A 21,741-nucleotide genomic window follows, 5' to 3' on the forward strand; every position below is an offset into this window, starting at 1 on the left:
TGCCTAGGGGTCATTTACTCTTTGTTGCTCGGTTTTTACTTAGCCCACTAGGTTACAAACCTCGCGCCGCGATTAAATGGCCCCTAGATTGAACGAATTTTAATCCTGAAAGGTCAACAGGCCCTAGTAACGATGCCACTGCCATTTTTAAACTGTGCAGCGTGCAATCACCAAAAGGTGCACTGCTGTTAACTCACTTTGGTTTTTCAACCACACAATACGCCTCAATGGTTTACCTACAAAACGGCAAAGCGTACACGCAAAGCCATGCTTTTTTTGAAGTAGTAAAGCAGCTAGGTTATCCCTATAAATTAGCAACTGCATTTAGTGTTTTACCTAATACCTTTAATAATTGGCTGTACGATAAAATTGCTTTAAACCGCTATACCTTATTTGGCAAATATCAGTATTGCAGAGTACCCAACCTAGAGGACGCAAAACATTATTTATAATTGATCGCAGGTAAAGAAATTTACTATCGTATTGAATCATTGTCTCCATAAACAAATATATTGTGTAGTCCCAAAAAATTAGGTGTTGATATGTTTAATAAAAGTAGAGTTTTTTTGTTGTAAAGCTTTTAACTTCACTCGCTTGGAGTGCTTATTTAGTAACCGTTGTTTCAGAAGGTCAGACTACGAAAAGTTGGCCTATGGTTGAGGGTACTGTTATTTCTAGTAATGGACTACGTATACAACATAACCAAGAGCGCTATATTTTAGAGGTTGAATACTCTTATATGGTTGATGAAAAGCTATTTGTTGGAAATCGAGTATCAAACGAGGGATAAAGTTAATGTTTATTATAACCCTCAGGAGCCTAGTAAATCCTACCTAGTGGTTGGTGTAGGCTACGGTATTTATCTTTTGTTGTTAGTGTGTATAGCTATGGTATTTTTCTCAGCTGTGAATTTAAGAACGTTATTAAAAAACTGATTTTAAAAAGGCTCTTAGCAGAAGCAGAAAACTAATTGGGTTAGGTTTTTCTTCTTGCCTTTGGTTGATTGCTGCTAATATTGAGGTGTTAAATAATACAAATCAATAGGTTATGGTATTTTTTGGCCTCATAGTTTAAAGTGTGCGGATGCGTTATAGAGCAATCCTCCCGGAAAGTTTATAGAATCCAAATATGAAAAAATTTATATCTATGTCTAGATTGTTAGTTTTAATGGTTGTGGTCTTTTCTGTAAAAGCATTTCCCTTACAGGAAAGTATAGAATGTAAAAAAGTATCATGGGGTCAACTGTTTAAGAATCAAAATGATTTGGTTGGAACTAAAGTGTGCTTAGTCGGACATTATGGGCACCTTAGTTTTTATGAAGATCGTGCAGCTCTAGAAAAAATGTCAAAGCAATACTTAGTATTCCCATTTTACGGTGATGTAACTGAGGGGTTTGTTAAGCGTTGTAGCAATAGAATGCTTTTAGTGGAGGGGGTTATTTCCAGCCATGAAAAAAGTAAAGCACCACGAATTAGAAAAGTAACTAGGTTAAGCCCGCTCTCGGCCCCTGAATATAGCTGTTTAGACCAAATATCAGGTTTTGTGAATTAAAGCGTGCTATTGGGTAACGCCAATTATTTGATTGGTCAGCTATTAGTAGATGCTAGGTTTAGGTGGCTGTGCTAAAATCGCCGCGTTTTAAATTATCAGGGCTTTGAAATGGCAAGTACAGCGCACGCACTCCACATATTGGTTAAACACAAAGAAATAGCAGAAGACATTATTAAGCAATTAGGTAAAGGTGCCAAGTTTCAAACCTTAGCTAAAAAATACTCGTCGTGCCCATCAGGTAAAAAAGGCGGTGACCTTGGCGAATTTAGACGCGGGCAAATGGTTCCGCAGTTTGACAAAATAGCTTTTAATGGCGCAATTTTAGAGCCGCATTTAGTTAAAACTAAATTTGGCTGGCATGTTATTAAAGTACTTTATCGTACTTAATAAGCTCGCTGACAAATACTAAAAAGGCTGCACACTGCAGCCTTTAAGATATAACCTTACCCGATTATTAATTATCCAAATTAAACTCAATTGTGATTTCTAAGTTTTTATCAGGTACAGCAACACCATTAACAACTTTAGGTGAGTATTGCCATTTAGATAGGGCACGTTTGGCTTCGCTATTAAACACTTGCTCAGGTTTAGCGTTAATAACTTTAATATTATTTGGGCGCCCATAACTATCTACATCATAAGACATGGTAACAAAACCTTCTGTTTTGTTACGTACCTCTGCAACAGGGTATTTAGGGGGAACTGTTGATTTTACTGTTGCGGTAGGACTGTCTTGAAGTGGAGTTGTATTACAGCCAGTAATGAGTAAAGCGGCAATGATAGACAGTAAGTATTTCATTTTAATTCCTTTTATTATTTAGTTAGTCCCCTTTTTTACACTAAAAGACCAGTCATGTAAAATAATCCGCTTAGTTATGAAGCTCAATATTTAACCTGAGTTAAGGTTATTTAATAAACATCCAGATACCCGCAGCAATCATAAACAGGTTTTCGGTCAGAGAGACAAACCCCAGCGGTACATTACTATCTCCGCCAACACAGGCACATTTAAGCTCTCGTTTGTCTATGTAAACAGCCTTAATGACCGATACGGCGCCAACACCCCCAATAAATAAAGAAATTGGTGCAACAATATAAGCTGAAAGCCCTGCAATCATGCCAATACTTACAAATGCTTCTAAAAATGGATACACATAAGCATATCTCACTACTTTCATCGCAAATAAGTCATAGGTTATAAAAGAATTACTAAAGCTGTATAAGTCGCGTAATTTTTGAATAGCCAGTGCGCCCATTGTTAACGCGACAAACAGCATAATTGTATGCATAGAAAAAAGTGCAAAGCCAGTCGAGTAGCTAAATGCAAAGGCAAGCAATAAGGTAACAGCAAAAATAGCCGTTACGGGAGTGTAAGTAGTGCCCTGTTGACCAGGCTCCGATTTATTAAAGTAAGCGCGCAGGTCGTCATACCCGCCAATGCGTTCGTTATCGATAAATGTTTGTGGTGTGGTATCAACATTGTGCTTTTGTTGAAATGCATCGGTTTCTTCGCGCGAAGTCAGCGGCTTATCATCTACCTTATAGCCTTTTCGCTTAAGTAAATCTTTTGATTTGAGTCCAAATGGGCAAATATGCTCATTAGTTACCATTCTGTATAATGTTGCTGACTTAGCCATGCTTGCTCCTTATGCGTATTTAGTTACTCGTTAGCCCTTAAGTAATAGTGAGTGAATGGCGGTATGAAAGAAGTTAATGGCACCTTGTAATATTTACGTGGCATTTGAAATAAAATAACGCGCAGCACACTCATTAAGAACACAAAATAGACAATGCACGTATAGTGCCAGCACTTTTATAAAAGCGCAGAAGGTGAAGTTTGAGTAGCAGAGGGTTTTTGTTAAAAGCTTATAGAAATATCGGCTCACGTAGACAGCAAAGTCATGCTGCACCTTTAAAACCATATAAGGCAGCATTGCGCAGCCTTATATATGTTAAACAGCAGCTTACTTGCTAAGCGTCTTGCTTGGCTTCTTCTTCACTAATTTGTTTTAGTGCTTGAATAAATGAGTCGCTTGGTTGCCCGCCACTGATTGCATATTTATCGTTGATAATAAATGTAGGGACTGAGGTAATACCGAGTTGCTTAAAGCGGTCTTGCTCTTGGCGCACTGTTTGTACGTATTTATCTGAGTGTAAAATACTACGCGCCTGTTCTTTATCAAGGCCAACACTTTCTACTACATCAAGCAGTGCCTCTTCTTGATTTAAGTATTTTAAATCGGTGAAGTGTGCTTCAAACATGGCAAGCTTTAATTCGGTTTGCTTATCTTCTTCACGCGCCCAAGTAAGTAGGCGGTGTAAATCAAAGCTGTTGATCATGATGCGCTCACCATCAAAATTAAAGGTAAACCCAGCACGCTTTCCTGCTTCGAACATGTTTTTACGATTTTCATCGCCTTGCTCTTCAGTTAGGTTGTATTTTTGCATTAAGTGTTCGTTTAAATTTTGACCTTCAAGCGGCATGTCAGGGTTTAGCTCAAAAGGATGCCACGTAATATCTGCACTCATCTCGTCTTTAAGTTGGCCAAGCGCTGTTTTTAGGTTTTTGTAACCTATTACGCACCATGGGCACATTACGTCTGACACGATATCAATTTTAAAGTTTTTCATATTCATCCTTTCGCGGATTGCTTTTGTATAAAAGGGATATTGGGATGAAGTATGCATTATCAATCCTCAAACTAAAAAGAGCAGCTGATGGCTGCTCTTTATGAAGGGTTTAAGCGTTAAGCCCAAACGGGTCGTCAATACTGTAACTTGGTTGTGTAAACCAATGTGGGCCGTTGTCGGTCATATAAAAGTGATCCTCTAAACGTACACCAAACTCATCAGGTATTACTAGCATTGGCTCGTTACTAAAACACATGCCAGGTGCAAGTGGGGTTTTGTCTCCACCTACTAAGTAAGGCCATTCGTGAATATCTAAGCCAATACCATGGCCCGTACGATGCGGGCAACCGGGTGTTTGATACTGTGGCCCCAATCCTTGAGCCGCTAAATAGTGACGAGCCCCAGCATCAACATCTTCGCAGGTAGCACCAATGTTAGCGGCGTTAAATGCGGCTATTTGCGCTGCTTTTTCATGATTCCAAAACATGCGCTGGCGCATTGTTGCTTCGCCAAATACATAGGTGCGGGTTATATCTGAAAGGTAATCATGCACTTTGCAACCGGTATCTATTAATACCATATCGCCTTTTTTAAGTACTTGCGCATCTTTAACACCATGTGGAAATGAGGTCGCCACACCAAACAATACAATGCAAAAATAGTTACCTGGTGCACCTACCTTTTGATGCGCCTTTTTAATAAAGGCTTCTACCTCTGTGGTGGTAATACCTTCGTAAAGCATACTCGCAGTTGCTTGGTGTACAGCTAAAGTCATGTCCATTGCGCATTGCATAAGCGCTAATTCGTTTACCGACTTATGCATACGGCAATGTGCAGTAACGCTTTGTGCATTAACTATATTTAAGCCTTTTTGCGCTTTGTTAATGCCATCAAATATAAAAAACTGCGCGCTTTCATCAATGCCTATAGTGGCGGTGTCGCTTACGTTAAGCTGCTTTAATACATTTACAAAAAGCGAGTAGGGGCTCTCGTGCTCTTGCCAACCATGAATAGGCCCCTCAACCACTTTAAAGCCATTTAGGGTGCCTATTTCAAAATAAGGGGCAATGTATTGTACATCGCCTATAGCAGGTAAAATAGCCCCAACCATACGCTCGCTTGCGTACCATTTCATACCTGTAAAGTAGGTGAGATTAGTGCCTGCATTTAAATAAATGGCATCAATATTATTAGCTTGCATGTATGCTTGTGCTTTAGCAATACGCTGCAAATATTCATCTACTTGTATGGGGGTCACTTTGCATGTCATATTACTTAAACTTGCCAGTGCTTGTTCACTGGTTTGCGTACCAACGCCTACTGTAGCCATAAATGTCTCCTTGGTTTTTAGGCATTGTGTTTAATCTAAAACAGTAATTCAACATTATGCGACAACATACATACTAAGGCTTTTTAGCATAAGGTAAACGAGATAACTTGTTGCCTGTATGGTAGCTATCAAGCCCCGTCACAGCAACTGTTTCAATAGCCTGTAAATCTAAAAAGCCATCGCTTTGCAAGGCAACTTCATCTAAGTATACATCGGTAATTTCACCTATAACCAGCTCAGTGCCATTTACGGCTAAGTGTTGGTGCTCAACGTAATTTACCGCGTATTTTAATCGCGACTCTTTTACAAATGGCGCTGTAAAGTTGTTTAGGTACTCAGGTGTTAAACCTGTTGCGTCAAACTCTGACTCGCCTCTATCGTAGCGGGCTGAGGTTTGATGAGCTTGCTTATAAATAGCTTTGTTAACTTGGTTAATGGTGTAACTACCCGTTTCTATGATGTTTTCAAACGTATGGCGAGGCACGCTATTGGGGCGCATAATCATGCCAACTAGCGGTGGATGAGCCCCTAAATGTATTACAGAGCTAACAATAGCTACGTTTGTATTGCCTTGTTTATCTTGTGTGCCAATTAAGTTGGCGCTTTTAAAACCCGAAAGCGAATTAATTAAATGAGTACGGGTGTGTTTTTCAAGTGCGTTTATGCGCTCTTTAGTAAAATGCATTAAAAATCCTTACCAGGGTATGGTGTCGCCTTGCCAATCTAAATAGGCGGGCTCACCGTTAAGTTCTAAATGAGGGTTATTAAACGTAAGTGTAAAAAGCTGTTTAGCTACAAATTCAGCGCTAAAAAGCTTATCCGCAGGTACGTTTTTTTGAAATGGTTTTGAAAGCGCGGTATCAGTAGTCCCCGGATGAAATAACACCAGTTTAGTATTTTTAGCTCGGCGCGCCAGTTCTACCGCTGCGGTTTTAAATAGCATGTTTAAGGCCGCTTTAGATGCGCGGTATGTATACCAACCGCCTAATTTATTATCGTTAATACTGCCCACACGCGCACTGAGCGCCGTTATAGTGCACTGCGTTTTATGTGTTAGCAGCGGCAAAATGCTTTGTAAGCACAATAAGGGAGTGAGTGTGTTGGAATTAAATAATTCATTAAAATAGTCTGCGTTTAGCTCTTCTAGCTTTTTTTCTGGCATGTGGTTTTTATTGTGTAATGTGCCATTAAACATAACGACTTGTTGAATCTCGGCATTTTGCTCTTTTAAGTAAGTTGTAACCTTGGCTAAGCTTTGCGCTGTGTAATCACTCTTTAGGTAAACAACATTACTATTTGTATCTGCCTTTTTTGAGCTAACACATATAACCTGCACTGTGGGGGCATTTATTTGTAAGTGCTCAATATAAGCTTGTGCTATTGCGCTGCTGGCACCAAATAAAACAATAGTTTTCATTGTTTATCCTTTGTATTAACAGTGCATTGGCCATTTGAGCAAGAGGCGTTTGGCATTAGTAATCGACTGATTTTTTGTCTGTGTTTTGCAAAAAATAAATAGGCGGCGTCAGCGAAATAGCGAATTATTGGCAAGCGAAAAATTTTCAACCAGCGATATTTACCTACAGTTTTCCATGCTTGATAGGTAACATCTAAGCCGTAAATCATCTCGCCAGTTGGTAACTGTGCATGCAGTATAGCCATAGCTCTGTTTTTGTTAACACTTGGGTAACGTGCGCTAAAATCGTGGCTATTAAGGTCTTCTAAAACAATTTTATGTTTAGTGTCAGCATCTTTAAGGTGCTGCATTTCGGTATTGCAAAGCGGGCAGTTGGCGTCGTAAAAAATGATCATAAAAGCCGTTTTCTAATAATTTACATATAGCTAATTACGATTCACCATTGCAAATGGATCTATTAAATCTGCGCTCATGATGATATTAATAGCATTCCATGAAACAAAGGAGACTGAGAAATGAGTGAACAATATGCCGCCTTGCGAGGTAATGTTAATTTACTTGGGCAGCTACTAGGACAAACTATTAAAGATGCCCAAGGCCAAGCGATTTTAGATAAAGTAGAGGAAATTCGTGCTTTATCAAAGTCATCTCGCAGTGGTAACGAAGACGACAGACAAGCGCTAATTGAGGTACTACATGCGCTTAGTGATGAAGAGCTTTTACCGGTTGCCCGTTCATTTAATCATTTTTTAAATTTAGCTAATGTAGCAGAGCAGTTTCACACTGTTTCGCGTTTTAATGATGTTGGTTTTTGCCAACTAAACCCTCTCACTCAAACATTAAAAACGTTAACTGCAAAAGCAAAAGAAGGCCAATTAGATAGTAATCATCTGGCCGAAACACTCTCAAAACTCCACATAAACTTAGTATTAACCGCTCACCCAACCGAGGTGACGCGCCGCACCATTATTAATAAACACGTAGAATTAAGTGATTGTTTAGCCTCGCTTGAGCGCAAAGACAATTTACCACAAGAGCGTGAAGCTATTTTAAACCGTATCGCTCAGCTTATCAGCCAAGCATGGCACACCGATGATATTCGTCGTTCTCGCCCAAGCCCAGTTGATGAAGCTAAATGGGGATACGCTGTTATTGAAAACAGCTTATGGCATGCTGTGCCACGTTTTTTACGTGAGTTTTCAGATCAAGTTAAAGAGCATTTAAGTTTAGAGCTCCCAATTGATTACAGCCCCATTGAGTTTACCTCTTGGATGGGCGGAGACCGTGACGGTAACCCATTTGTAACCGCACAGGTCACACAGCAAGTACTTGACCATGGTCGTTGGATGGCGCTTGATTTATACAGCCGTGATATTGACACGCTAAGCGCAGAGCTGAGCATGTCAGATGCAAGCGATGAGCTAATTGAGCTGGCAGGACAAGACTTTGAACCTTATCGCGCTGTACTTAAAAAGCTTAAAAACCAAGTCTCTGAAACAGTGGTTCATTTAGGTGCAAAAATTAAGAATAAGCGCAGCGATTCAGAAGACTTAATCACTGATATAAATCAAATCAAGCACCCAGTAGAGGTATGCTATCGCTCTTTATTAAAGTGCAACATGAAAGTTGTCGCCGATGGTTTATTACTTGATTTACTGCACCGTATAAATAGCTTTGGCCTGCGTTTAGCAAAACTTGATGTGCGTCAAGATTCAGACCGCCACAGCGATGTGTTTTCAGAGCTTACACGCCACCTAGGCTTAGGCGATTACAACCAATGGCAAGAGCAAGACAAACAAGCATTTTTGCTTACCGAGCTTAATTCTCGCCGTCCGCTCATTCCTAAAAACTGGCAACCAAGTCCAGAGGTGCAAGAAGTACTCGACACCTTTGATGTAATAGCTAAGCAAGATGAAAAAACATTTGGCTTGTACATTATTTCAATGGCGCGTACCGCCTCTGACATTTTAGCTGTACAACTGCTTTTAAAAGAAAGTGGCTGTCAGTTTGATTTACCAGTAGCGCCTTTGTTTGAAACGCTTGACGATTTAAACGCCGGTAGCGATGTAATTACCACGTTGCTTGATAACGTATGGTACCGCGGGCATATTAAAAATACCCAAAATGTCATGATTGGTTATTCTGATTCAGCTAAAGATGCCGGCATGATGGCCGCAGGCTGGGCACAGTACGAAGCAATGGATAAGCTAGTGCAGCTTGCCGATGAGCGCGGCATTGAACTTGTTTTATTCCATGGTCGTGGTGGTACGGTAGGGCGCGGTGGTGCACCTGCTGCACAAGCATTGCATTCACAACCGCCTGGTTCATTAAAAGGTGGCTTGCGAGTCACTGAGCAAGGCGAAATGATCCGCTTTAAGTTTGGTTTACCCGATGTAGCACTGCAAAGTTTAAATATTTACGCGGGTGCTGTACTGCAAAGTAACTTATTACCACCGCCAGAGCCTAAGCAAGAATGGCGTGAAGTGATGAAGTTGATAAGCGAGCAGTCGTGCGATCACTACCGTAATGTGGTTCGCCATGATGAAAACTTTGTACCTTACTTTAGAATGGCAACGCCTGAGCTGGAGCTGTCTAAATTACCATTGGGCTCGCGTCCTGCTAAACGTAACCCAAATGGTGGGGTAGAGAGCTTACGTGCTATTCCATGGATTTTTGCATGGAGCCAAAACCGTTTAATGTTACCTGCATGGCTTGGCGCATTAACAGGCTTAAAAGCGGCACTCGATAAATACGGCATAGAAACACTGCACGAAATGAGCCTGCAATGGCCATTTTTCAGAGCACGCCTTGAAATGCTAGAAATGGTGTTTAGTAAAGCCGATAGCTGGTTAAGTGAGCATTACGATAACGCGCTGGTGGAAGATATGTACAAACCACTAGGTACCTCGTTACGTAAAGAGCTAGAAGAAGCAATTAGCTTAGTGCAATCGCTTAGCCCACAAAATAGCTTATTGGCAGATCAACCATGGATAAAAGAGTCGATTGCGCTGCGTAATCCGTACACCGATCCGCTTAATGTACTGCAAGTTGAGCTGCTGCGCCGTTCGCGCTCAAGCGATAAAGTGAGTGAAGGTGATATTGATAATGCATTAATGATCACCATGACAGGTATTGCTGCAGGTATGCGCAATACTGGTTAGTCTACTTTAACTAAAAAATAGGGGAGCACAGTGTGCTCCCTTTTTTTGCTGGCATTTAGGCGCCTAACCTTTTAAACTACTTAGCCATTAAATAATTATAATATGTTATGGCATCAGCAACTTTTACTGTGCAACAAGACACAGCACTCACAAATTCACATATCTCACTAAGCGTTACGCAAACTCAAGCATTACGCAGCCAATTAAAAGCCCAGCGCGGTATTTTACATCCTATCGATATTAGCCAATTATGCGCGCAACTTAATGTATCTGATGACGCGTTATTACAAGGTTTAGTGCCTTTAGCGTCTGAATTTTCGGTGGCTCCTGTTTCTCATTTTCATGTGGGAGCTATTGTTAAAGCACTTGATGAGCAGGGTGATATAAATTTTTATTTTGGTGCTAATGTAGAGTTTGATCATCAAGCGCTTAGTTTAGTCGTGCATGCAGAGCAGTCGGCGATTAACAATGCGTGGTTAAATGGCGCAAAAAAAATACTAAAAATAGCAATTAGCGATGCCCCATGTGGTTATTGCAGGCAGTTTATGAACGAACTGGCTGATGCAAAAGAGTTTGATATTTTACTACCAGATCAGCACTTTAAATTAGCTGATTTATTACCGCATTCATTTGGCCCCACTGATTTAGGCAACGATTTTAGCCTGTTTAACCCAAAACAGCAGCAATACACATTTGCAGATACAGCTCTTGATGAAAAACTAGCAGCCATGGCGCTAATGGCCTACGTACCTTACAGCAACAACTTTAGCGCAGTTAAAATAAGTACCTTTGATAATGGTGACTTTTACGGCAGTTACGCAGAAAACGCGGCTTACAGCCCAAGCCTTTCGCCACTACAAAGTGCGCTTAGTCAATTGTTTTTAGCGGGTCTTAGCTTTAACGATAAAACGATTAAAGCAATTACACTGTTAGAAACCCAAGGTCATGAAAACCAAGGGGGAGTAGCACGTGCGGTACTTGCAAGCTTTAGCAATTTGCCAGAAATAGAAGTGATTAGCGCAAAGCTAAGGTAACCAGAATTTAGGGTAAGCTAAAAACAATAAAGCACAGCAATTGCTGTGCTTTATGCGTTTTATTAAAGCGCTAAAAAGGCATTAGCCTAATAGTACTTTTGCAGCTTCTAATACCACAGCCACAGATTTTTTCTCAATTTCACCGTGATCAACGTTTGGAATTTCTTGGCGAGTACGGTTAACCAATACACCGGCAACACACGCCGCTTTAAGGCCTAGCGCTGCACACATGGTAAATAAGGTAGCAGACTCCATTTCGTAGTTCATCACGCCTAGTTTTTGCCACTCTTCACAGCTACCTTGTAATGACTTAGGTACATAACCCGAGTGCGTATCGTAACGCTCTTGCCCTGGGTAGAATGTGTCGCTTGAGGCAGTAATACCAATGTGGAAGTCGATATCTAGGTTTTTACACGCTTGCACCATAGCTTGAGTGGCAAAAAAGTCAGATACCGCAGGGTAGCTAAGTGGTGCAAAGTGTTGGCTTGCGCCGTCTAAACGCACAGACGCTTGGCTTACTAAAATATCACCTTCATTAATATGTGGCTGAATTGCCCCAGTAGTACCAATACGTAAGAAAGTACGTACGCCAAGCTGTGCCAGCTCTTCTACAGCAATAGAGGTTGAAGGGCCGCCAATACCGGTTGAACAAATCACCACAGAGTGACCATTTAACTGGCCTAAATAAACATGAAACTCACGTGTTTGAGCAAGGCAGGTTGGGTTGTCTAGGAATTGAGAAATGCGTGCAGCACGATCTGGGTCACCAGGGACAATAGCAAGTTCAGCCCCTTTTAAATCGTCAATACATAATCCTAAGTGAAATACCTTTTCCATAACTAAGCCTTTTTATAAAAATTTGTTGTCAATCTAGCATCATTACGGCAAATGTAAACTAAGTACAGGACGTATGTCCGATGTTGAAAAATACTTATAAATGATGGCTTTATTCATTCACATTGAATATTAAATCAAAGGCTTAAAGTTCGTTAAAAGGTGGGTGGTTGACTTGTTTATTGAGAGTCTATATGTATTGATTATGGTGATAATTTAAATTTATCAATACGTGGTTTAAAGCGTTTTTAGTTATTTAATAACAAATAGTTACGGTTTTATTTTGACTTTATTTTAACGGCTTTTATATAAGCGCATAAATAATGCTTGAGCAATAAGTGAGCGCATTACTCGTTATTTGCAAATAGGCCGATAATTTTAGTTTTTGCATAACTAATCAAAACCACATGAATAAAACACACAAGTATAGGATTTATTATGAGCACACAATTTGACGCGTTTAAACGTAAAGTAGAGCACTGTTTATGTGCACCTGGCGATGGTGTATTTACAGTTAATACCGCGAAAGAGCGTAAAGCGGCATTACGTAATAAATTGTATGGGCAAAGCGAAAATGTTGATGTTTTGTGGCGCGATTCTTTAACACAACTACCCGAATCTCCTCACAAAGCGGTTATGTTAGGTATTAGCTCAGATTGTGGCGGCGGTATTTTACGTGGAGCAAACTGGGGGCCATTATTTTTACGCTCAGCCTTAATTGATCAGCAAACCCAGTGCCGCTCTTTTGATTTAGGTGATGTGCGCGTTATCCCGCATTTATTACATGATAAATACTTAAACGACGCCACTATTTCAAACTGCCAAAAAGCCCTATACGGCGATAAAAACGATGATTACTACGTAAGCCCGCTTTCTATTACCGAAGATGTGTGTGACAGCTTTTACGCCACATTTAAAGATAAAGGCATATTTGGTATTGGGGGCGATCACTCAATCAGCTACCCGCTAACTAAAGCGTATTTAAAAGCTAAGCGCGAGCAAGGCAAACGTACCGCTATTATTCATTTTGATGCGCATACCGATTTATTAGTAGAGCGCTTAGGGATAGATTTATGTTTTGGCTCGTGGTGTACGCATATATTAGAGTTTTTACCTGCACCGCATCATTTAATCCAGTTTGGTATTCGCTCAAGCGGTAAACCTAAATCGCACTGGGAAAGCACCTTTGGTGTAAAACAACATTGGGCTAATGAAATAATAGAGCGTGGTGCAAAAGCGGTTGCGGCCGAAACAATTGCACAGCTTAAAGCCGATAACGTAGATGAAGTGTATGTAAGCTTTGACATAGATGCACTCGATGCCGAATTTGCCTCAGCTACGGGCACACCAGAAGATAACGGCTTAACCCCGCAACATGCACTGGATATTTTACAAGCTATTGCCGATGAGTTTCCAATAACTGGCGCCGACATGATGGAAATAGCGCCATTTACCGACAGCTCATTAGTAGGCCAAGCAAGTTCAGAAACAACATTACGTGAAGGCGCTAAGATTTCAGCGTTCTTAATTAGTGCAATGAATAAATAGCAAGTTAGTCTTTAAAAAATCTAGTCCTATCAGCGTATAGGGCTAGGTTAAAAACTAGCGGTTCGGTTACCCTCGGCTATAGTTGGTGTATATCTGTTTTAGTTTTGAGGCGAAGCTAAATGAAGCTGTACCTATTTTTGTTGTGTTTTGCATGCATAAGGCTCAATGCAGCTGAAATTACAATAGTGACCGAAGTATTCCCCGACTTTCAATACATTGACGAAAACAACCAACTTGCAGGGCGCTCTGTAGATAAAGTGAGAAACGCGCTCGCCAATACAGATATTAAATACACTATGTTAGCGCATAGTTGGGCTGTGTCTTATAACGCAGTATTAAGAGATACGAATACCTGTATATTTTCTATTGTAAGGTTACCTAAGCGAGAAGATAAGTTTAGCTGGGTGGCTGAGCTTGAAAGTTTTGACTCTGCTATTTATGCCCTTAAATCACGTAACATTCGCTTAAAAACGCTTAACGATGCTAAAAAATATAAAACAGCGGTGCTGAGGGATAATTTTAGCCACCATTATTTGCTAGAGCGTGGCTTTAGTGAAGCTAACAACTTATTGATAATTGATAGCTTAGACAAAATAGATAAATTAATAAGCACACGGCACGATATTCTCGACTTTGTTATTTTAAGTAAAAAACAATTTAACTACCGAGCACAGTTTGAGCCAAAGCTTAAGTTATTAGAGCCTATATTTACGCTCAATACACAACACTCCCCCCTTTACTTTGCCTGTAATAAAAACATGCCGCAAAGCCTACAAGATAGACTTGCGCTGGCATTCGATGAAGCAAAAAAGCAAAATAAACAACGCTAATTCAATGGCTTATTAATTTAGCCTGTAAAAGTATAAATATAAATTGCCGCGTTTAAAAAAGCGTCTATAATCAGCTGCTTTTTATTGAAAAAGCGCTAACTTTTTGGAGCGTTAAATGGGTGATTTAATCGGGATTAGCTTATTGATCTTGATCAGTGCGTTGTTTGCCATGTCGGAAATTGCTATTGCAGCGTCGCGTAAAATTAAACTGCGGGTAATGGCCGATGAAGGCAGTGATAACGCGGCCGCGGTATTAAAATTGCAAGAAAATCCAGGGGCGTTTTTTGCGATGATCCAAATTGCCCTAAACGCGATTGCTATTTTAGGCGGAATAGTGGGCGAACAAGCGCTATCGCCTTATGTACAAAGTATCTTGGTGCTTTTTTATCAAGGTGTACACCTTGAAAAAATTAGCTTTTTATTTTCGTTTTTTACCATTACCTCGCTGTTTATATTATTTGCTGATTTAATGCCAAAGCGTTTAGCGATGATCATGCCCGAAGCGGTGGCTGTGCGTGTGGTAACAATAATGCGATGGGTTACTTTTGCACTTACGCCATTAGTAATGTTTTTTAATGGTTTAACTAATTTTGTACTGCGTTTATTTAAAGTACCCGCAGAGCGAGAAGACATTGTTACCACCGAAGACATTGTGGCGATGATGGATGCGGGCGCAGAATACGGCAGCTTACAACAACAAGAGTATGAGCTAATTGGCAATGTGTTTGAACTAGAAGCACGCTTTTTATCAAGTGTAATGACCCCACGCGACCAAATAGTTTATTTTGACTTAAATGAAAGCAGCCACGATATAGCCACCAAAATTATTGAAAATCCCCATAATCATTTTTTAGTGGTCTCGGGTAATTTAGATAAATTACGCGGCTCTGTTGAGTCAAAAGATATACTACGACAAGTACTAAAGGGTGAGCCAGCTAATATTAAGCATGAGCTGATTGAAACAGACGTGTTTTATTTACCTGAAACCCTAAGCCTGTCTGAGGCGCTAAATGCATTTAAAAGTGCTGCAAAACCGTTTGCTGTGGTAGTAAATGAATATGCCTTGTTAGTCGGTATTGTTACCGTAAAAGATTTAATGAAAGGGTTTATGGGAGATTTAATTACCCATCAAGGTGATGAACTTATTATTGCCCGCGATGAGCACTCGTGGTTAGTGGATGGTTTAACCCCGATTTCTGATTTAGCAAAAGTATTAGACATTGAAGAGTTTCCCGATCAAATGCACTTTGAAACCGTGGCTGGCTTTTTAATATACACAATGAAGCGTATACCTAAACGTGCTGAGCACTTTACCTTTAATGGCTTTAAATTTGAGGTGGTTGATGTTGAGGGCATAAGGGTTGAGCAATTATTGGTGTCTCGTATAAGTAAATAGTTATAAATTTGTATCAAAGCCAAGCTTAGCTTGGCTTTTTTGTTGCAGGTTAATAAATAACGCACCGCAATAAAGTTTATTTTTCATACTTGTCCGTTTTATTTTTCATAAAGTTAACACCTTCTACAACCTATGGCGTAGTTTAATTTTGCAACTGTAAGTTAGTGTAAATTTGCACCCGTTTTAATTTATTCTCGTTTAGATTTACTTTAGAATGATCGTTCACTCTAGACATAAATAGACTAAAAGGTATTTAACATGCAGCGTTCTCGCATCGCTTTATTTGTATTAACAGCCCTCGTTGGATCTGTTGCTTTAACAGGTTGCGACCAAGCAGCTGACTCGCAACAAGCTTCAGCTCCACAAGCAGTACCTGTTGGTGTAATTACATTAAAAAGCCAAGCGCTTACACTAAAAAAGGAGCTTCCCGGTCGCATTAGTGCTTTTCAAATTGCGGAAATCCGCCCGCAAGTAAGTGGCATTGTGCAATCGCGTTTATTTAAAGAAGGTGCTCAAGTTAAGCAAGGCCAAGCGCTTTATCAAATTGACCCCGCTACGTTTGAAGCTGACCTAGCAGCAAGCGAAGCAGCTGTTGCCCGCGCTGAGGCAAGTATTGCCAGCACTAAATCAAAAGCGTCGCGTTATAGCGAGCTTTTAAAAATTAAAGCCGTAAGTCAGCAAGACTTTGACGAAGCAGATGCAGCGCAAAAGCAAGCACAAGCAGAGCTATTAACGGCAAAAGCACAGCTTAAATCGGCGCAAATTAACCTAGACTACAGCCATGTATCTTCTCCAATCAGTGGCCAAATTAGTAAATCGAGCGTTACTGTTGGTGCGCTTGTTAGCGCTAATCAAACAACAGCATTGGCAACAGTGACCCAGCTTGACCCTATTTATGTTGATTTAACCCAATCAAGCAACGAGCTAACTCAACTTAAAAAAGCTATTTCATCAGGTTCATTGAGCGTTGATTCACAATCGCAAACAGATGTTGAACTGCAAATGGAAGATGGCTCAACTTACCCACTTAAAGGCACGTTACAGTTCTCTGAAGTGACTGTAGACCCAAGCACAGGGTCGGTTACCTTACGCGCTAAATTCCCAAATCCTGATAAGTTATTATTACCGGGTATGTATGCGCGTGCCTCTGTGGTTGAGGGCGTAAAACAAGACGCTATTTTAGTGCCGCAACGTGGGGTTAGCCGTAATACAAAAGGCGAGCCAACAGCCATGGTTGTTAGCAAAGAAAACACCGTTGAAAGCCGCGTTTTAAAAGTAGACAGAACGATTGGTTCAAACTGGTTAGTAACCGACGGGCTAAGCGATGGCGATAAACTGATTATTGAAGGGTTACAAAAAATTCGCCCTGGAGCGCCGGTAACCCCGACTGAAGTTTCACCATCAGCAACAGCTGACAAAGCGCAATAACGGAGAGTTTTAATGTCACGATTTTTTATCGACAGACCCATCTTTGCATGGGTACTTGCTATCGTGGTTATGCTTGCAGGTGTTTTAGCTATTCAAAGTTTACCAATAGCTCAGTACCCGTCAATTGCCCCGCCGGCAATTAGTATTACTGCAACATACCCGGGCGCATCAGCACGTACCCTAGAGGATACGGTTACCCAAGTTATTGAGCAAAAAATGAAAGGCCTTGATGGTTTGCTATATATGTCATCGACTTCTGAGTCGAGTGGTTCAGCAACCCTTACGCTTTCATTTAGCGCCGAAACTGACCCGGATATTGCACAGGTACAAGTGCAAAACAAGTTAGCCACAGCCACCCCTTTGCTACCTGAAGAAGTGCAAAGGCAAGGTGTATCGGTGGCTAAGTCTGCACGTAACTTTTTAATGGTACTGGGTTTTGTATCAAAAGATGGCAGCATGACGAATATCGATATTGGTGATTATGTGTCATCTAATGTTCAAGATATTGTTTCGCGTGTTGAAGGGGTAGGTGAGGTTCAGCTGTTTGGTTCTCAGTATGCTATGCGTATTTGGTTAGACCCAGCTAAGCTGCAAAACTACAAGTTAACCCCTGCTGATATTAGTGCATCAATCAGTGCTCAAAACGCCCAAGTGTCTGCTGGGCAATTAGGCGGCATGCCTGCGGTTGAAGGTCAGCAACTTAATGCTACCGTTACTGCACAAAGCCGTTTACAAACAGCAAAAGAGTTTGAAAACATTATAGTTAAGGCAAACGCCGATGGCTCGTTTGTACGCCTTGAAGATGTAGCCCGTGTAGAGCTTGGTGGTGAAAGCTATCGTGTTGTAGCGCGTTACGATGGACAACCAGCATCGGGCTTAGGTATTAAGCTTGCCAGTGGAGCAAATGCACTCGATACCGCAGAAGGTGTAAAAGCTGCTATTGAAGAGTTAAAAGCGTTTTTTCCTGAAGGCTTAGATGTTGTTGTTCCTTATGATACTACTCCGTTTGTTTCGTTATCGATTGAAAAAGTAGTGCATACATTAATAGAAGCGGTTGTGCTGGTATTTGTTGTTATGTATCTCTTTTTACAAAACTTCCGCGCTACGCTTATTCCAACTATAGCTGTACCTGTGGTGTTGTTAGGTACTTTTGGTATTTTGTACGCGTTTGGCTATTCAATAAATACATTAACCATGTTTGCGATGGTACTTGCCATAGGTCTACTGGTTGATGATGCGATTGTTGTAGTAGAAAACGTTGAGCGTGTAATGAGTGAAGAAAAACTCTCTGCGCTTGAAGCAACACGTAAATCGATGGATGAAATTAAAGGCGCGCTAGTAGGTATTGCCATGGTGCTGTCGGCTGTATTTATTCCGATGGCGTTCTTTAGTGGGTCTACCGGTGTTATTTATCGTCAGTTTTCTATTACGCTGGTATCAGCAATGGGGCTCTCGGTATTAGTAGCACTTATTTTAACACCTGCATTGTGTGCCACGCTTTTAAAGCCTAGCCACGTGCATGATAATAGCTCGATGTTTGGCCGTTTTTTCAGTGGTTTTAACCGCGGGTTTGATAAAACAAATGCCGGCGCGCAAAGTTTTGTAAGCCGTATGATCCGCTTATCTAAGCGCTACCTTTTATGTTATGGCCTTATTGTTGCGGGCATGGTGTATATCTTTTCAAGCCTACCTACAGCGTTTTTACCTGATGAAGACCAAGGTATTTTGTTTAACCAGGTTTCACTGCCTGCAGGCTCAACTACCGAAGAAACATTAGAAGTGGTTAAAAAAGTAGAAAACCACTATTTAAACGATCAATCTGAAGCTGTTAACGGTATTTTTACGGTAACCGGATTTAGCTTTGCAGGTTCTGGTCAAAACTCAGCAATAGGGTTTGTAAACTTTAAGCATTGGGATGAGCGCGAACGTGATGATTTATCTGTGCAAGGTGTGGCAGGTAAAGCAATGGGCTACTTCTCAACGATTAAAGAAGCGTTTGTGTTTGCTTTCCCGCCGCCAGCCATTGTTGAGCTAGGTACTGCAAATGGTTTTAATATTTTCTTACAAGACAGGGTTGGACTTGGCCACGATGCTTTATTAGCAGCGCGTAATCAATTACTTGGTTTAGCGAGTCAAAGCCCAATTTTGGCGGGTGTACGCCCTAACGGACAAGAAGATATGCCCGAGCTGCAACTTGATGTTGACCTTGCTAAAGCACAAGCACTGGGTGTGTCTCAGGCAGATATTAACAGCACGCTATCAACTGCGTGGGGTAGTAGTTACGTTAATGACTTTATTGACCGTGGCCGCGTTAAAAAGGTCTACCTTCAAGGTGAAGCGCAAGGACGTATGGTGCCAGAGGATTTAAACAAGTGGTATGTACGTAATGACAGCGGCGATATGGTGCCATTTTCAGCCTTTGCAAGTTCGTATTGGACCTATGGTTCACCACGTCTTGAGCGTTATAACGGCTTTTCAGCAATGGAAATTCAAGGTACTGCTGCACCAGGTTACAGTACTGGCCAAGCAATGGATGAAATGGAGCGCTTAGTTAAACAACTTCCTAATGGAATTGCCTCTGAGTGGACGGGTATTTCGTTTCAAGAGCGCTCTAGCAGTGGCCAAGCCCCGTTACTTTACGGTTTATCGCTATTGTTTGTATTTTTATGTTTAGCAGCGCTTTATGAAAGCTGGTCTGTACCGTTTGCGGTTATGCTTATTGTGCCATTAGGTATATTTGGTGCGACGGTTGCCGCGGTAATGGCAGGTTTATCTAATGATATTTACCTTCAGGTAGGTTTATTAACCACCATAGGATTAGCCTCTAAAAATGCAATATTAATCGTAGAATTTGCGATTCATAAAATGCAAGAAGGCCTAGGGTTAGTCGATGCGGCTATTGCAGCAGTACGCTTACGCTTACGTCCAATATTAATGACCTCAATGGCCTTTATTTGTGGTGTTATACCGCTTGCTATTGCCTCAAGTGCCGGTTCAGGTGCGCAAAATGCACTGGGTATTTCGATTATAGGTGGTACGCTTGCCTCTTCTATTTTAGTGGTGGTATTTGTGCCGTTATTCTTTGTTTTAGTTCGTCGTGTATTTCCAATGAAAAACACCGACGATAAAAAGGAGAGCGCACAATGAGCATTAAACGCTTCACTTTAAGCGCAATTACATTAGTTGTTTTAAGTGGCTGCCAACTAGCCCCTGAGCAAAAAGAGCTTGCTTTACCAGTGCCAGATACTTATGTATCTGACACTGAGCAAGCAGCAGCGCAACAGTTACATTGGCAGCAATTTTTTAATGATGAAAAATTGCAAACCTTGATTAGCTTAAGCCTTGAGCATAATAAAGATATGCAAATAGCAGTATTAAATGTGCAGCGTGTACGCGGTTTATACCAAATTGAAGATTCGGGTTTATACCCTTCATTAGATTTTAATGGTGGGGCTACGCGCCAACGTTTACCGGCTGATTTAACCAGTACGGGTGAAGCAGGTATTAGCTCACAGTACAGCGCAACGGTCGGTATTACCTCTTATGAATTAGATATTTGGGGTAAGGTACGTAACCAGTCTGAGCAAGCCCTGCAAAACCTCTATAACACTGAGCTTACGCAATACAGCACGCAAATTTCACTCATTGCTGAGCTTGCCAATGCTTGGTTAAACTACGCAACTGACTTACAGCTATTAGAGCTTGCTAAAGAAACATTAAGCTCGCAGCAGGAGTCGCTCTCGCTTACGCAAAAAAGCTTTGATTTAGGCGCTACATCGGCAATTACGCTTGAGCAGCTTAAAAGTACGGTTGCCACTGCAAAAGTAGATATAGCAACATATAAACGCTTGTTAAAACGTGATAAAAGCGCGTTAGATTTGCTGGTAGGGCGCCCTGTATCGAGTGATTTATTACCGACTAACTCGTTAACTAATTTACTGGACTTACCAGAAGTACCTGTTGGTTTACCCTCTGATTTATTAACGCAGCGCCCTGATATTAAAGCCGCTGAGCACGCTTTATTAGCCGCTAACGCGAATATTGGTATAGCGCGTGCGGCGTTTTACCCAAGCATTAGCTTAACCGCGACTGCGGGCAGTACGTCTAGCGATTTAAGTGGCTTGTTTGATTCAGGCTCAGGGACGTGGAGCTTTGTACCGTCAATCAACTTACCAATTTTTACTATGGGACGTAACCAGGCAAACCTTGATGTGGCAAAGGCCGATCAAGAAATTGCGGTGGCGACGTACCAGCAAAAAATTCAAAATGCGTTTCGTGAAACTGCTGATGCATTAGCAGATAGAGAAGGCTACAAAGAGCAACTTGATGCCCTTGATATGTTAATTAGTTCGCGTCAGCTAACGTACGATTTATCAAAAATGCGTTACGAAAAAGGCGCTGATAGCTACCTACAGGTACTTGATGCACAGCGTACGTGGTACTCGGCTCAACAGCAGTTAATAACAGGTCAGCAGGCTTACCTTGCCAGCCAAATTAATTTGTATAAAGCTTTAGGTGGCGGCTGGAATATAGCTAAAACACCTGTGCAAGAGCAGTAAAATGAAAGGTGTTGTTAAGTTA

General features: G+C 41.1%; 19 protein-coding genes and 1 pseudogene. 12 read left to right on the plus strand and 8 right to left on the minus strand.

All coding sequences use genetic code 11. The features are described from left to right. Positions 1-137: 137 nt before the first annotated feature. The 4 genes and pseudogenes from PSH54_RS02615 to PSH54_RS02630 all read left to right on the plus strand — a co-directional run. A pseudogene (locus tag PSH54_RS02615) lies at positions 138-452 on the plus strand (thiol-disulfide oxidoreductase DCC family protein); the annotation flags it as partial. A gap of 200 nt (positions 453-652) precedes the next feature. After that, positions 653-790, plus strand: coding sequence for a hypothetical protein (locus PSH54_RS02620; protein ID WP_273605417.1), 138 nt, complete (start codon positions 653-655; stop codon positions 788-790). A 338-nt stretch (positions 791-1,128) separates the two neighbouring features. Continuing rightward, entirely contained in the window at positions 1,129-1,551 is a 423-nt protein-coding gene (locus PSH54_RS02625; RefSeq protein WP_273605418.1) for a hypothetical protein, read from the plus strand. A 108-nt stretch (positions 1,552-1,659) separates the two neighbouring features. Beyond that, positions 1,660-1,938 carry a peptidylprolyl isomerase gene (locus PSH54_RS02630; protein ID WP_004588770.1) on the plus strand — a complete coding sequence of 93 codons (279 nt, stop codon included), beginning with the start codon at positions 1,660-1,662 and terminating at the stop codon, positions 1,936-1,938. 67 nt (positions 1,939-2,005) lie between these two features. Here PSH54_RS02630 and PSH54_RS02635 read toward each other — a convergent pair whose 3' ends face one another. The 7 genes from PSH54_RS02635 to PSH54_RS02665 all read right to left on the minus strand — a co-directional run bounded on the left by PSH54_RS02635 (position 2,006) and on the right by PSH54_RS02665 (position 7,324). After that, complete coding sequence (locus PSH54_RS02635; RefSeq protein ID WP_273605419.1) at positions 2,006-2,350, minus strand: energy transducer TonB; 345 nt, start codon at positions 2,348-2,350, stop codon at positions 2,006-2,008. A gap of 106 nt (positions 2,351-2,456) precedes the next feature. After that, entirely contained in the window at positions 2,457-3,188 is a 732-nt protein-coding gene (locus PSH54_RS02640) for a MauE/DoxX family redox-associated membrane protein (protein ID WP_273605420.1), read from the minus strand. 334 nt (positions 3,189-3,522) lie between these two features. Next, a complete protein-coding gene (locus PSH54_RS02645) occupies positions 3,523-4,182 on the minus strand; it encodes a DsbA family oxidoreductase (RefSeq protein WP_273605421.1) in 660 nt (219 codons plus the stop codon). A 109-nt stretch (positions 4,183-4,291) separates the two neighbouring features. Then, positions 4,292-5,512, minus strand: coding sequence for a M24 family metallopeptidase (locus PSH54_RS02650; protein WP_273605422.1), 1,221 nt, complete (start codon positions 5,510-5,512; stop codon positions 4,292-4,294). 73 nt (positions 5,513-5,585) lie between these two features. Further along, positions 5,586-6,197: a flavin reductase family protein gene (locus PSH54_RS02655; RefSeq protein WP_273605423.1), complete on the minus strand. Its 612-nt coding sequence runs from the start codon at positions 6,195-6,197 to the stop codon at positions 5,586-5,588. 9 nt (positions 6,198-6,206) lie between these two features. Further along, entirely contained in the window at positions 6,207-6,929 is a 723-nt protein-coding gene (locus PSH54_RS02660; RefSeq protein WP_273605424.1) for an SDR family NAD(P)-dependent oxidoreductase, read from the minus strand. Then, entirely contained in the window at positions 6,926-7,324 is a 399-nt protein-coding gene (locus tag PSH54_RS02665) for a thiol-disulfide oxidoreductase DCC family protein (protein ID WP_273605425.1), read from the minus strand. The genes PSH54_RS02660 and PSH54_RS02665 overlap by 4 nt, the downstream gene beginning before the upstream one ends. Positions 7,325-7,444: 120 nt before the next feature. On the opposite strand from PSH54_RS02665, the gene ppc reads away from it, so the two are divergent. Both ppc and cdd read left to right on the plus strand, forming a co-directional pair. After that, positions 7,445-10,090 (plus strand): phosphoenolpyruvate carboxylase, encoded by a 2,646-nt coding sequence (ppc, locus tag PSH54_RS02670; protein WP_004588760.1) that lies wholly within the window; start codon positions 7,445-7,447, stop codon positions 10,088-10,090. Between the two features lie 107 nt (positions 10,091-10,197). Next, the gene (gene cdd, locus PSH54_RS02675) at positions 10,198-11,124 is read left to right on the plus strand and encodes a cytidine deaminase (RefSeq protein WP_273605426.1); all 927 of its coding nucleotides are present in this window, start codon (positions 10,198-10,200) and stop codon (positions 11,122-11,124) included. 81 nt (positions 11,125-11,205) lie between these two features. Here the strand turns inward: cdd and udp are convergent, their stop codons facing one another. Continuing rightward, a complete protein-coding gene (gene udp, locus PSH54_RS02680; RefSeq protein ID WP_273605427.1) occupies positions 11,206-11,961 on the minus strand; it encodes a uridine phosphorylase in 756 nt (251 codons plus the stop codon). A gap of 435 nt (positions 11,962-12,396) precedes the next feature. On the opposite strand from udp, the gene PSH54_RS02685 reads away from it, so the two are divergent. From PSH54_RS02685 to PSH54_RS02710, 6 genes are all read left to right on the plus strand, one after another. Continuing rightward, complete coding sequence (locus tag PSH54_RS02685; protein ID WP_273605428.1) at positions 12,397-13,506, plus strand: arginase family protein; 1,110 nt, start codon at positions 12,397-12,399, stop codon at positions 13,504-13,506. Between the two features lie 119 nt (positions 13,507-13,625). Further along, complete coding sequence (locus PSH54_RS02690) at positions 13,626-14,336, plus strand: substrate-binding periplasmic protein (RefSeq protein ID WP_273605429.1); 711 nt, start codon at positions 13,626-13,628, stop codon at positions 14,334-14,336. Between the two features lie 115 nt (positions 14,337-14,451). Continuing rightward, complete coding sequence (locus PSH54_RS02695; RefSeq protein ID WP_273605430.1) at positions 14,452-15,732, plus strand: hemolysin family protein; 1,281 nt, start codon at positions 14,452-14,454, stop codon at positions 15,730-15,732. Between the two features lie 258 nt (positions 15,733-15,990). After that, positions 15,991-17,160, plus strand: coding sequence for an efflux RND transporter periplasmic adaptor subunit (locus PSH54_RS02700; protein WP_064386607.1), 1,170 nt, complete (start codon positions 15,991-15,993; stop codon positions 17,158-17,160). 12 nt (positions 17,161-17,172) lie between these two features. Beyond that, complete coding sequence (locus PSH54_RS02705) at positions 17,173-20,307, plus strand: efflux RND transporter permease subunit (protein ID WP_273605431.1); 3,135 nt, start codon at positions 17,173-17,175, stop codon at positions 20,305-20,307. Next, on the plus strand, positions 20,304-21,719 hold the full coding sequence (locus PSH54_RS02710; protein ID WP_121638433.1) for an efflux transporter outer membrane subunit: 1,416 nt from the start codon (positions 20,304-20,306) through the stop codon (positions 21,717-21,719). Before PSH54_RS02705 ends, PSH54_RS02710 begins: the two co-directional genes overlap by 4 nt. The last annotated feature ends 22 nt before the right edge of the window (positions 21,720-21,741 follow it).

It is taken from the genome of Pseudoalteromonas sp. Angola-30 (assembly GCF_028599215.1).
Classification (GTDB): domain Bacteria; phylum Pseudomonadota; class Gammaproteobacteria; order Enterobacterales; family Alteromonadaceae; genus Pseudoalteromonas; species Pseudoalteromonas atlantica.

What these genes read in the sequence shown, in the direction of transcription:
- PSH54_RS02700 (WP_064386607.1), top strand. Translation starts at nt 15,991, where the DNA reads ATGCAGCGTTCTCGCATCGCTTTATTTGTATTAACAGCCCTCGTTGGA.
- PSH54_RS02625 (WP_273605418.1), top strand. Translation starts at nt 1,129, where the DNA reads ATGAAAAAATTTATATCTATGTCTAGATTGTTAGTTTTAATGGTTGTG.
- PSH54_RS02650 (WP_273605422.1), bottom strand. Translation starts at nt 5,512, where the DNA reads ATGGCTACAGTAGGCGTTGGTACGCAAACCAGTGAACAAGCACTGGCA.
- PSH54_RS02685 (WP_273605428.1), top strand. Translation starts at nt 12,397, where the DNA reads ATGAGCACACAATTTGACGCGTTTAAACGTAAAGTAGAGCACTGTTTA.
- PSH54_RS02665 (WP_273605425.1), bottom strand. Translation starts at nt 7,324, where the DNA reads ATGATCATTTTTTACGACGCCAACTGCCCGCTTTGCAATACCGAAATG.
- PSH54_RS02690 (WP_273605429.1), top strand. Translation starts at nt 13,626, where the DNA reads ATGAAGCTGTACCTATTTTTGTTGTGTTTTGCATGCATAAGGCTCAAT.
- PSH54_RS02705 (WP_273605431.1), top strand. Translation starts at nt 17,173, where the DNA reads ATGTCACGATTTTTTATCGACAGACCCATCTTTGCATGGGTACTTGCT.
- PSH54_RS02630 (WP_004588770.1), top strand. Translation starts at nt 1,660, where the DNA reads ATGGCAAGTACAGCGCACGCACTCCACATATTGGTTAAACACAAAGAA.
- PSH54_RS02660 (WP_273605424.1), bottom strand. Translation starts at nt 6,929, where the DNA reads ATGAAAACTATTGTTTTATTTGGTGCCAGCAGCGCAATAGCACAAGCT.
- PSH54_RS02655 (WP_273605423.1), bottom strand. Translation starts at nt 6,197, where the DNA reads ATGCATTTTACTAAAGAGCGCATAAACGCACTTGAAAAACACACCCGT.
- PSH54_RS02710 (WP_121638433.1), top strand. Translation starts at nt 20,304, where the DNA reads ATGAGCATTAAACGCTTCACTTTAAGCGCAATTACATTAGTTGTTTTA.
- udp (WP_273605427.1), bottom strand. Translation starts at nt 11,961, where the DNA reads ATGGAAAAGGTATTTCACTTAGGATTATGTATTGACGATTTAAAAGGG.
- cdd (WP_273605426.1), top strand. Translation starts at nt 10,198, where the DNA reads ATGGCATCAGCAACTTTTACTGTGCAACAAGACACAGCACTCACAAAT.
- PSH54_RS02620 (WP_273605417.1), top strand. Translation starts at nt 653, where the DNA reads ATGGTTGAGGGTACTGTTATTTCTAGTAATGGACTACGTATACAACAT.
- PSH54_RS02640 (WP_273605420.1), bottom strand. Translation starts at nt 3,188, where the DNA reads ATGGCTAAGTCAGCAACATTATACAGAATGGTAACTAATGAGCATATT.
- PSH54_RS02645 (WP_273605421.1), bottom strand. Translation starts at nt 4,182, where the DNA reads ATGAAAAACTTTAAAATTGATATCGTGTCAGACGTAATGTGCCCATGG.
- ppc (WP_004588760.1), top strand. Translation starts at nt 7,445, where the DNA reads ATGAGTGAACAATATGCCGCCTTGCGAGGTAATGTTAATTTACTTGGG.
- PSH54_RS02635 (WP_273605419.1), bottom strand. Translation starts at nt 2,350, where the DNA reads ATGAAATACTTACTGTCTATCATTGCCGCTTTACTCATTACTGGCTGT.
- PSH54_RS02695 (WP_273605430.1), top strand. Translation starts at nt 14,452, where the DNA reads ATGGGTGATTTAATCGGGATTAGCTTATTGATCTTGATCAGTGCGTTG.